The 11546-nt window shown below is 42.6% G+C and carries 8 protein-coding genes; 2 read left to right on the top strand and 6 right to left on the bottom strand.

Annotated elements, in window-relative coordinates; all coding sequences use genetic code 11:
* Window positions 1-205: 205 nt before the first annotated feature.
* From WCM76_09420 to WCM76_09400, 5 genes are all read right to left on the bottom strand, one after another.
* A complete protein-coding gene (locus tag WCM76_09420; GenBank protein ID MEI6765848.1) occupies window positions 206-1693 on the bottom strand; it encodes a T9SS type A sorting domain-containing protein in 1488 nt (495 codons plus the stop codon).
* Between the two features lie 98 nt (window positions 1694-1791).
* A complete protein-coding gene (locus WCM76_09415; protein ID MEI6765847.1) occupies window positions 1792-4635 on the bottom strand; it encodes a T9SS type A sorting domain-containing protein in 2844 nt (947 codons plus the stop codon).
* 214 nt (window positions 4636-4849) lie between these two features.
* Entirely contained in the window at window positions 4850-5734 is an 885-nt protein-coding gene (gene lipA / locus WCM76_09410; protein ID MEI6765846.1) for a lipoyl synthase, read from the bottom strand.
* Window positions 5735-5747: 13 nt separating this feature from the next.
* The gene (locus WCM76_09405; protein MEI6765845.1) at window positions 5748-6497 is read right to left on the bottom strand and encodes a hypothetical protein; all 750 of its coding nucleotides are present in this window, start codon (window positions 6495-6497) and stop codon (window positions 5748-5750) included.
* A 111-nt stretch (window positions 6498-6608) separates the two neighbouring features.
* On the bottom strand, window positions 6609-6737 hold the full coding sequence (locus tag WCM76_09400; protein MEI6765844.1) for a hypothetical protein: 129 nt from the start codon (window positions 6735-6737) through the stop codon (window positions 6609-6611).
* 397 nt (window positions 6738-7134) lie between these two features.
* Here WCM76_09400 and ung point away from each other — a divergent pair, with 397 nt between their 5' ends.
* Window positions 7135-7815 (top strand): uracil-DNA glycosylase, encoded by a 681-nt coding sequence (ung, locus tag WCM76_09395; protein ID MEI6765843.1) that lies wholly within the window; start codon window positions 7135-7137, stop codon window positions 7813-7815.
* Between the two features lie 87 nt (window positions 7816-7902).
* Window positions 7903-9609, top strand: coding sequence for a BamA/TamA family outer membrane protein (locus WCM76_09390; protein MEI6765842.1), 1707 nt, complete (start codon window positions 7903-7905; stop codon window positions 9607-9609).
* On the opposite strand, the gene WCM76_09385 is transcribed toward WCM76_09390, so the two are convergent.
* Entirely contained in the window at window positions 9600-11498 is a 1899-nt protein-coding gene (locus WCM76_09385) for a menaquinone biosynthesis decarboxylase (protein MEI6765841.1), read from the bottom strand. The genes WCM76_09390 and WCM76_09385 overlap by 10 nt on opposite strands.
* Window positions 11499-11546 lie beyond the last annotated feature (48 nt).

Raw genomic sequence — 11546 nt, 5'->3', positions numbered from 1 at the left:
TATATAAAGCTGAACTTTCTAAGACTGCTGCTGCCGCGATGAAAAAATGTTCGTCTGCACCCTGAATAAACTAATAAATCCGAGAGGATAAGCATCAGCAGAAGCGATAAAAAACGGATAATCATAGGGAGGTGCATAAGCTGTTTGCAGGTAAAAAAAAAGCTGCCGCCTGTTGGCAACAGCTCTTTTATGAAAATTAAAAACCTTATTTATCCAGAACAATTTTACGCGTAATCGCATTTCCTGCATTAATAACTTTTACAAGGTATATGCCATTGCCTGAATTGCTCAAATCGAGTTTGATGTTGTTCTGACCGTTACCTAATGAATGCTTTTCATTATAAATATCCTGCCCAAACAGATTGGAAACAATAACCGTGATTTCTTGCTCCAGATTGCTGTTTACCTGAATATAAACCATGCCGCTTTTCGAGGGATTCGGATAGATGCTGATATTATTAAGACTAACCGAATTATGGCTGATGCCTGCGCCTCCATTGGTTTCAAATGACCTGCCTGCGCACCATGATGTCGTATCGGTGGTATGGATTGCACGTACCCTCCAGTAATAAGTGGTATGAGGCAGCAGTTCGGTTGTAATTATATAATGTACGGTAGTGTCTGTAGTATGAAATATTTGCGGATTACTGTACACCATTGAAGTGTCAAGCTGAATTTCAAAATTGTCTGCACCTGCAACGCTCCATTTTAATTCAGGCAATGTACTTACTCCGGTGGCCAGATTGGCGGGAAGTAACATTGTTACACAGTCGAGTGTTTTGAATTTACGTACAGCACTCCACACTGAGGTTCCCCATACATTGGTACCACGAACCCTGAAATAATACTGGGTGTTGAAGGCAAGGTCTTCTTTTGTTGTCACTAATGTATCTATTGTTCCGTTGAAATAAATATGCGTGCTGTCAACATTGTAAATCACTTCTGACGCAAATGCGGAATCTGTTGCAATACTTACTTGATAATCTTTCGCACCATTGTATTTCCATTGGATTGCAACGTTCGAAAAGGTATTCACGGTATCGTTTGCAGGCTTTTTCAGATATACGGTATCGATAGTCCAAACATGAAGAATATTGCCCCATCCCGATGTATCAGCTGCATCTTTTGCACGCATCCTCATAAAATAGAACCTGCCGAATTTCAGGGCATTTGTATTCCCTTTAATTTCAGTGCCTACGAATGACTGTGTCATATGCAACGGGCTGTCAAAGGTGTTTACGGTATCAGCTTCATATTCATAGGTAGATACACCGGCAATCGAAGTCCACTGAATGGGAAGTGTGGTAAAACGATTGTGTGTGCTGTCAACGGGCTTTACCATTGTGACCTTGTCTGTGGTGGTAAATTTGAAAGTTGCCGACCATGCCGATGAATCGCTTACACCATAAGCTTTCACCCTCCATGAATAAACGGTACCAAAAAATAAATCATTGATGGTTGTGGCTGTAACCGCGCACAGTATTACGCTTGCATTCGTAAACGAAGTATCTGAAGTGTATTCAACTTTATAACTGATGGCACCCGGAACTGCATTCCAGTCTAATAATAATGAAACTGCTGCGCCTCCGGCGTTATTGGCGGGAGATACAAGAGTTGGAGCATAAATATTGGTAGCTGAAAATGCCACTGCCGACAAAATAGTTAACGCCAGTGTGAGTAATTTTTTTCTCATTTCTTTTTCAATTTATGATTGATTCCTGTCTGATTATTTTTAATGAAAAGAGCCGACAAGCCTTACCCGCGGCTCTTTTCAAAATATGCTTTTATGTATTATCTTGTTACAATCATTTTCGCGGTTTTCCGTTCGCTTCCGCTTACAATTCCTACAATGTAAGTGCCTCTGCTTAGCCCGCTGACATCAATGCTTGATGTGTGGTTTCCCTTAGCTGAAGTGCCGATTTTTGCTGATTTTACTACTTTTCCGGTGATGTCATAAACATCAATGCTTACATCGCCGGTTTTAGTGAGTGTGTATGCAATGTTGGCTGTTTCCGAAACAGGATTGGGATAAATACTGATTGTTGACGAAATATTAGCGGCAACATTCGTATTCGGGTCTATACCCAAATAGTTGGTGCTTTCAAAAAAGCCTCTTCCGTGTGTTCCCAGATATATAGCACCATAATTGGTTATGCCGGGTATCTGATACACCTGCTGTCTGATCATGAACACCGGTACTTTGTCCATACCTGCATTTTCTTCTGTCCACTCTATCTGGGCAGGGCCGGCCAAAATATTGTCGGTTGCATATATTCCATACTCAGTTCCCAAAAGAACCCTGTTCGGATTGCCCATTTCTATTATGCAAGAGTAGATTGGCATTTTCGGCAATTTCTTTCCTGTCGTAGTTCCTTGTTTTGACGAGAACGTCGGTGAGGAAGCAAGTGCATCTCCGGAGAAATAAATGTAATCATCATTGCCATAATTTCCCAGTGTAACTACAAGCCTGTTTGCATCATTCGGGTCAACACCAATTGAAGTAACGGCCTGACCGCTGAAACTCTTGATAACTTTCTGCTCAAGCACACAATAAGGGCTGTTGTATGTTGCGCTTAATGAATCATTGGCAATAAGCAGATTCGATATTCTGTATACCTGACCATTGGTCATTCCGGCAAAAAGGTAATTGCCGTCTTTAGAGATGGTGATGGTTTGTGCATTTGCAATGCTGCTGATTTTATACCATTTTGGAACCACGGCAAAATTCAGAGGCTCACGTGTCATCCAAATACCACTTGCCAAACAAATAAAATATTTACTTGTAACCGGATCCTGAATCTTTACAGAGTCGCCTATTCCTAAATTATCTTCCATAATATGCATGAAAGGGAAAAGAGCATTGTGCGATTTGGCAATAATGGTGTCGCCTGCTGTAAGGTTGGTGGTTGCTTTATACAATATAGAATCCGTGTTGTAAATGTCTGCTACGCTTTCCCATAAAACCAATGGAGTAACAAATGGAGCATAACCGAAATCGCCGGGGGCCGGGGTGGCAGGTGATAGCATTGCTGCACTAAAAAATTCGGGTTTGCCGTCTGTTGTTGAAGCCACTTTATAGGAGGCAGCTTTATCTGGTGAACGCCATGCTGAAGCACATTGGGCTGTTCCAAAGAATGCATCGGGGTTGATATATGAAAATGCAGCCCATCCGCCATCACCGCCAAAAAGAACGTCGGCAGCTTTGGGGTCAATTCCTGTGCGGCTGACGTAAGGGCAACTGTTGTCCTGAGTTCCTCCCATTACGGCTCCCTGATTTGACATCGCAACTGCATAAAATTGTGTTACGCTGTAATTCTTGTTAATATGTGCAAAAGTGCCGCCGCCATCTATTGTTTTTGCAATACCACCGTCGCATCCAATATAATAGATGTTGGGATTCGTGCGGTCAAAAGTAATGCAGTGGAGGTCAACATGAAGTTCATAAGATGCTGATATTTGAGTAAAATTACCACCGTTGAACCATTCCCAAAGGTCAATGCCACCAACAATAACGTGGTTAGGGTTATTCGGGAATACGCCAATAACATTGTCGTAATCGCCCTGATTATTATCGCCAAAAACATTAAACGCTGGACCTCCCGGAGGGCCAATGAGTGTCCACGTGAGACCTTTGTCTGTTGATCTGAAAACGCCTACCAATGCACCGGTACCACTTGCAGAACATGCATAAATGTAATTCGGATTGGATGGGGCAACAGCAACTTCTGTTCTGTCTATTCCGGAAGCAGGGTTTCTGTCAAAAAATGTATGAGGATTGCCGTTACCGGTTCCTCCTTCAGAAACCATAACGTCTGTGCCGATATTTACAACTACAGTTCCGTCAGAACCAACTGACAGGCTTCTTACAGCGCGTTTGTCGGTAACAGTACCTGTGGCAAAAATAGGGTTAACCCAGGCTGAACCACCCTGATCCCAGCACTGAAGTCCTTTGTTGGTGCCGGCATAAAGCCTGCCGTTTGCGTCGAAGGCAATACGGTTCACAAACGCCCATTCGGTGGCTGTTGCATTGGTAATGCTGGGTGCCGCATTCTGAAAAATGTGCCAGCTTGTACCACCGTCTGTTGATTCATAAAGTCCGCTTCCAATAAATCCCGGTGTGCCGAAGTTAGTGCCGTCAACGTTTGCATAATACTCACCGGTTCCTACATACAAATACCCTGTGGTAGGGCTTTGTGCAATACATGCAATGCTCAATTCCGGGAAGCCGCTAATGCGCACCCACGATGTTCCGCCGGTTGCCGATTTGAACAGTCCGCCGCTTACACCACCCGCAAAAAGAAGATTATGGTTGTCTTTATCAACCATAATAGCGCGTGTTCTGCCTCCAACATTGTTAGGCCCAAGTTCCTGCCATTGTATGCCTAATGACTTAGTGTGCATCATCGAAGCAATTTCTGCACGCGCATTAAGAATATCCATTGGGTTCACTTCCCCGGTGGTTTTATTGTTCCGGATGGCCGCTAACCATTCAACAGCTCCTTTGATTCCATTCTCAGAAACGGAATTGCGCGGATGATACTGTTTTACCGGGGTATGATTTAATATAGACATGGCCACCACGGAGCCGATAAAAAACACTAAAGTTAAACTGATAAGTAAATCTCTACGTCTCATATTATCAACTAATTTTGTTTATGTTAGTATTTACTAATTACTCGATTTATACAATACTATTAATAAAAACGGCGCAAGATACATATTTTTTGAAAAAACACGAAAAAGATTTATTAAGAATTGTGCCATTTTTTTTGGAAAGATTTGATTACCAAAAATACACATTGGTGATTACTTTTCAAAGCGAAGTCAGTTAACGGTAACGGAATATCAGTTAACGGCATCTTGATTTAATGTGTTTTTCAGCATGGTACGATGATCTGACAAGCGGACCGCTCTCGGCTATCTCAAATCCCATATCAAGTGCAATCTTCCCCAGCTCCTCAAATTCAGCCGGTTCCACATAACGTTCAACGGGAGTGCAATGGCGCGCCGGCTGAAGGTACTGTCCAATGGTTATTATTTTACATCCTGTCTGCAGCACGTCGTTCATGGTTTCAATAATTTCTTCTTTTGTTTCGCCTAGTCCCAGCATAATCCCTGATTTTGAACGAATACCTGCCTGAGAAATGTTTTTAAGCACATCCAGACTTAATTGATATTTGGCTTTTATACGGATACGTGGAGTAAGTCGGGCAACCGTTTCTAAGTTGTGTGAGATAATATCAGGCCCGGCAGCAATAATTTTATCCAGACTGTCCTGCTTTCCGTTAAAATCAGGTATCAGCGTTTCAATCGTAAGTCCCGGACATTGAGTGTGCAGTGCTTCAATTGTTTGTGCCCAGATTTCCGCACCACCATCGGCCAAATCATCGCGTGTAACGCTTGTAAGCACACAATGTTTAAGTTCAAGCCGTTTAGCTGCTTCAGCAATATGCTGGGGCTCGGCACAATCGGGTGGCAAAGGGGTGCCTTGTTCTACACTGCAGAAACGGCAGTTGCGTGTGCAGGTATTCCCGAGAATCATAAAAGTAGCGGTTTTTGCTGACCAGCATTCGCCTTGATTCGGGCAATTGCCGCTTTCGCAGATTGTATGAAGCTGCAGCTCTTTTAAATGCGCTTTTATGTTTGAATATTCATCGGCTCGGGGCAATTTTATGCGCAGCCATTCGGGCTTTCGTAAGTGGGGTTTGGGGGCGGCCTCATTCATCGGGTCCATCAGCAGGGGTCCATTAGTTTTTTCTTTTGCCTATATGCAGCGAAAGATAGAGCGATAAAAAGTAGTTGTTATTTTTATTGAATGCCATGATTGGGACTGCTTTAGGATAGATATCTCCGGCAATACCACATTCTAGCGATTTCAGCAGCCTGTCGTCGGCACCGTATTCAAAGCTCAGTCCTGTTTTAAAATAGGCTCCCGGATAAACGGACATCTTGTCGAATCCTTTAAAAAACGAGGCACGGCCATAAATATCGGTGATTGCATGATTGTATGGGTCGTATCGCTCTGTTACAATATCCTGATTGCCGTTTTCGTCAATATACTTGACAATATATAAATATACAGGCTTTGCTAAAGCAATAGAAACGCCGCCAAACCATAAAAAACGCACTTCAACTCCGCCCCAGTAAGGCTTTCCGTTCAGTACGCGCTGGCGCCCGTACCCGCCGCGCAATATGAAAACGCTGTTCAGCTTACCGTATATGAAGTTGCGCGAATTTTCGTAATACGATGTTATTTTAAGTTCCTTGGGATGTTTCATCCCGATGGCTTCAAATTCGAACATCCGCTTTTTATAGCCCGTAATGTGCTTGCCGGTTCGATAACCCAGTCCCCAGCCTCCCGTATGAACCTCAATAAAGGCACTTCGCTCTTTTCTATACAGGATTTTATTATCAATATTTGATGGTGATTGCGACCATGAAACGGCACAAAATCCGAATACAAAAAGAAAAACGAAGAGGATACGGAAGTTTTTCATGGTATGAGCATGCTAAAGCACAGACAATGCAAATATACGAAAGGGCAATGGTTCTTTTATCCGTACAGAAAAAAAAATCCCATGAACAATATCATGGGAAGAAAAATTCTATTATCCTTTTTTCTCCGTGCCTGCCTTGTTGGCTTTGCTATATGCGGGGCATAACTCATGCGTGCGGCACGAAAACAGACCAATTGCTATAAACATCAACAGTATTACTATGAGGCTGGTTTTTTTCATTGTCGTAAATAATGTGTTTAATACCTGTTTGAGTAATTTCCGGGGTGCTTGTAGGCATCACATCTTGTAGTAGTCTTGCATGAAGAGTAAATAAAACAAACAGCAAGTGCAAAAGCTATCAATACCAGGATTTTTTTCATATCACAAATTGCTTAATATAGCTGCAAAATAAGGCACAAAGTTACAAAACAGTGAAGTGATGGTCAAATATTTATTAAGAAACTTATTAACATCAACCTATGGGAAACCTGCATTTTAAAACAATTCTATAATAACTATATTTTATTCATTGCATCCTGATAGTGACGGACCTGGTTCAAATCAACAGTTACTTTATGGCATTTATTAACGGTACATGATATTGGCTAAACGTTAAAATTATTCGTAAAATTGCAACATGGTAGCAATCAATCCAAAAATAGACGAGAGTTGGAAAACAGCCTTAGCCGCTGAATTTGATAAGCCATATTTCAATGGTATCAAGGATTTCCTTATTTCCGAAAAATCAAAGTTTGAGATTTTTCCGCCGGGCGCTCAGATTTTTGCTGCTTTTAATCATACTCCTTTCAATAGTGTTAAAGCCGTAATTCTTGGTCAGGATCCGTATCATGGACGCGGTCAGGCCAATGGGCTTTCATTTTCAGTTGCCGATGGGGTGCGGAAACCACCCTCGCTGGTGAATATTTTTGAAGAACTTAAAGATGATCTTGGCATCCCCATATGTGAAAACGGGAATCTTGAAAAATGGACCGGACAGGGAGTGCTGTTGCTCAATGCGTCACTTACGGTTCGTGCGAATACTCCAATGTCGCATAGCCGGATTGGCTGGGAAATTTTTACCGATGCCGTTATTAAAGCAATTTCTGATCAGCGCAAAGGGGTCGTGTTTTTGCTTTGGGGAAAATTTGCCCAGAGTAAGGATATTTTAATTGACACCACTAAACATGTTATCCTCAAAGCAGCACATCCTTCGCCATACTCCGCGCGAAATGGATTTTTCGGATGCAAACACTTTTCAAAAACCAACGAAATACTGGATGCTCAGGGCATCGAACCGATTGATTGGTCACTCGCATAATTATCATGATAAATTTGCGTTCTTTATACCTGTTATAATTCTGTCATGGGTCGAAAAATTTGTTGGGCATTAGTATTTTTTGTGTTGATGATTCCTCTGGAAAGCCTTGGACAGAATCGCTTTTCACTGAAGGTTCAGGGTGCTGACAGTATTTCAAAGAAGCTTGTGCGAAAAATTAATTACGATGCTGCAGTACAAAGCAAAGAGGCCGTTCAGCAAGTTCTTGGTGCATTCCTTTCCGGCTTTTACGAACGCGGATATCTTGCTGCCCGATTTGATACGGTTATTTATGATACGGCATCGGCCACAGGAATCTTTACTGCAGGTATGCAGTACACCTGGCTGAATCTCAGTCATGGTAATGCCGATGCGGAATTATTGCACGAAGAAGGTTTTAAACAGCACCAGCTGAAAGGAAAAAAAATCAGTATCCCGGAACTGATGCGACTTTCAGACAAAATGATTCGCTACTGCGAGAATAACGGATATCCTTTTGTTTCGTTTCAGCTTGACAGCGTTCGTATCGACAGCAACCGGATTTCTGCAGCAATCATGCTCAAAAAAAATGATCTTGTTAAAATTGACAGTATTTCAGTGAAAGGCAATGCCCGCATAGCCCGTTCATACTTTTATTATTATTTAAAAGTCAGACCCGGTAATTTGTATAATGAATCCATAATTTCAAAAATACCGCAGCGCACACGCGACCTGCAATTCCTTACGGAAAAGAAACCAATGGAAATTGTGTTTGAACCCGGCAAAGCAAAAATCGTAATGTATCTCGACCGCAAAAAAGCAAGTCGTTTCGATGGACTTCTTGGTGTGATGCCGAATAACCGTACAACCGGTAAGCTTATGCTGAACGGAGAGCTGAAACTGGCACTGCTCAGCGCTTTTGGTCGGGGAGAGCTGATTGATTTGCAATGGCGGAAATTAGAGAAAGCAACGCAGGACCTGAAAATTCATTTGATATATCCCTATATTTTTGCAACACCTTTGGGTATTGATGTTGCTTTTAAACTTTATAAAAAAGATACTTCGTATCTCTCGGTCAATACCAACATTGGTATTCAATATCTCTTTTCGTCTGATGCCTATATCAAAGGGTTTGCTGAAATTGCATCCTCGTCGCTTCTTAAAGCTACAGGACTCGGGAATGCAACCGTGTTGCCCGATTATGCCGATGTTTCATCCGTTCTGTATGGTATTGAACTCAGCAAACTGGATTATGATTACCGTTTTAATCCTCGCAAAGGCTATGGAATTAAGCTTTCGGGAGCTGCAGGCAACAGGCAAATCAAAAGAAATGATCTGGTGAATCCGATTCTTTATGACAGTCTTGATTTGAGCTCTACTCAGTATAAAGGGGCGTGTTATGCCGATTTATTTATTCCGCTTGCACGAAAAGCAACACTCATGATTGCTTCCGATAACGCATGGATTGTCGGAAGCGAACTGTTCGACAACGAACTTTTTCAGTTTGGCGGTCTGCGCAGTTTCAGAGGTTTTGACGAAGAATCATTCCGGGCATCGTACTATTCAATCGCTACCGCTGAACTGAGATATCTTTACGAGAAAAATGCCTATGTCAGTCTGTTCTGGAATGGTGCGTATTACGAAAAACGTACTGTGAAAGATTTTATTCACGACACGCCTTACGGATTTGGCGCTGGTTTGAGCTTCGAAACACGTATCGGTATTTTTTCAATCAGCTACGCATTGGGCTCACAATACGGAAGTCCCGTACTGTTCAAGCAATCAAAACTCCACTTCGGAATGATCAGTTATTTCTGATGTTCTGCGAAGGCACCGCTGCCATAAAGCAGTGTTGCGTATTCATGCGAAGGCGATGTAATAAAAGTGCCCAAACCAAGTCCATCCCATTTCTCATCAATGGCTTTTATTGTGGCATCATCCATTACAATTACATTGGGCCATGAGCGTCCGAAATTATCAAACGCTCCGGTCTTACGGGTTCCATCAATGAGTATGCACGTCCCGCTTTTGTTTTTCATTTCATAAATGTCACGTTGCGGGTCCATATTATTTGCGGCATACCATGCTACAATGCCCGTTGCGTCTATGTTTACGCTCTCGTCAACAAACACAATAAAACGAATACCTTCTATAAGACTTGATATTGCTGTATTTGTTGCAAATTCTCTGATAAGTCCTGCTTGCTCTTTTTTAATTCCAACTATCAGAATTGAATTTCCTGATGCAACAAAACGGCTGTTAACTGCCGTAATCCATGGATATTGCTGTATGAATGACTTGCCGTCGAAGGTAATTATTTTATCCTCTTTAACCGATTGAACCATTTCATCTTCCAGCTTAGCGGTAGCGTCAATTCCCATCTTTCCGCTGCTTGCATAGCGCACTGATGAATGGTCAAGCACATCGGCAGGTCCCTTACTCAGGAATATATCACATGCTGTATTCGTATTTTTCCGGACAGCATCCAGTACTGCATCATAATTGTGGATGTCCGTATGTTCATCGGTTACAATCATAATTTTGTTGAACATCATCTGCCCTGCGCCCCACAATGAATTCATAACTTTAAATGCCTGTCCGGGATAGGTTTTCTTAATTTTTACAATCGTGATATTATGAAATACACCTTCAGGAGGCATATTCATATCAAGTATTTCCGGAACCATCGTCATCCGAAGCGGAGTAAGAAATATGCGTTCCGTAGCTTTTCCAATCCAGGCATCTTCCTGTGGAGGTGTTCCTACGATTGTTGCCGGATACACTGCCTTTTTTCTGTGCGTGATGCAGCTTACATGAAATACCGGATACAAATCGGGCAATGAATAGAAACCGGTGTGGTCGCCAAACGGACCTTCCGTTACAAGCGCTTCCATTGGGTCAACAAAGCCTTCTATCACGAAATCGGCGTCGGCAGGCACTTCTATATCATTGGTAATACATTTTACCAGCTCAACTTTTTTCTTTCGCAGGAATCCAGCCAGCATAAATTCGTCCAGGTTATCAGGCAGGGGTGCTGTGGCCGCATACGTACATGCCGGGTCACCACCCAGCGTAACGCTTACGGGCATGCGTTTCCCTAACTTTTTATATTCGTTGTAGTGCCGTGCTGAGTTTTTATGAAGATGCCAGTGCATACCTGTTGTATCGGGCCCGAAAATCTGCATACGGTACATGCCTGTATTCCGAACACCGTTCACGGGATCTTTAGTGTGAACCAGCGGCAGCGTTATGAAAGGACCGCCGTCGTAAGGCCAGCAAAAAAGAACCGGTAACCTGCCCAGGTCGGGTTGCATGTCAATGACTTCCTGACAGGCTCCTTTCCCTTTTATCGTTTTGGGCATCCACGACGAAAAACTTTTAAGCAGTGGCAGCATTTTCAGCTTGTCCTGAAAGGACTGCATGGGCGAGGATATTTTTTTAAGCAGGCTGTCGATTTCTCTTCCGGTATCGTCAAGATCGTGAACCCCAAGCGCCATACACATGCGCCTTTCAGAGCCCATGGCGTTTATAAGAACCGGAAAATCCGTTCCGGTATTCTCGAATAAAAGCGCTTTACCACCGGCTTTTGATATACGGTCGGTGATTTCAGCAATTTCCAGATGCGGCGAAACATATTCACTGATGCGTATCAGCTCGCCGGCTTTATCAAGTGCCGTAATGAATTCAGATAGGTTACTGTATGCCATTGATTTTTGTCAATCTTTAATATTCGTGTAAATGCCTATGTTTGCATC

It is taken from the genome of Bacteroidota bacterium, from assembly GCA_037133915.1.
In the GTDB taxonomy this organism is placed as follows: Bacteria; Bacteroidota; Bacteroidia; order Bacteroidales; family CAIWKO01; genus JBAXND01.
Note: the sequence above shows the minus strand (reverse complement) of the source record. Positions and strands in the feature narration are given on the sequence as shown.

What these genes read in the sequence shown, in the direction of transcription:
- WCM76_09405 (MEI6765845.1), bottom strand. Translation starts at nt 6,497, where the DNA reads ATGAAAAACTTCCGTATCCTCTTCGTTTTTCTTTTTGTATTCGGATTT.
- lipA (MEI6765846.1), bottom strand. Translation starts at nt 5,734, where the DNA reads ATGGACCCGATGAATGAGGCCGCCCCCAAACCCCACTTACGAAAGCCC.
- WCM76_09400 (MEI6765844.1), bottom strand. Translation starts at nt 6,737, where the DNA reads ATGAAAAAAACCAGCCTCATAGTAATACTGTTGATGTTTATAGCAATT.
- WCM76_09420 (MEI6765848.1), bottom strand. Translation starts at nt 1,693, where the DNA reads ATGAGAAAAAAATTACTCACACTGGCGTTAACTATTTTGTCGGCAGTG.
- WCM76_09385 (MEI6765841.1), bottom strand. Translation starts at nt 11,498, where the DNA reads ATGGCATACAGTAACCTATCTGAATTCATTACGGCACTTGATAAAGCC.
- WCM76_09415 (MEI6765847.1), bottom strand. Translation starts at nt 4,635, where the DNA reads ATGAGACGTAGAGATTTACTTATCAGTTTAACTTTAGTGTTTTTTATC.
- WCM76_09390 (MEI6765842.1), top strand. Translation starts at nt 7,903, where the DNA reads ATGATTCCTCTGGAAAGCCTTGGACAGAATCGCTTTTCACTGAAGGTT.
- ung (MEI6765843.1), top strand. Translation starts at nt 7,135, where the DNA reads ATGGTAGCAATCAATCCAAAAATAGACGAGAGTTGGAAAACAGCCTTA.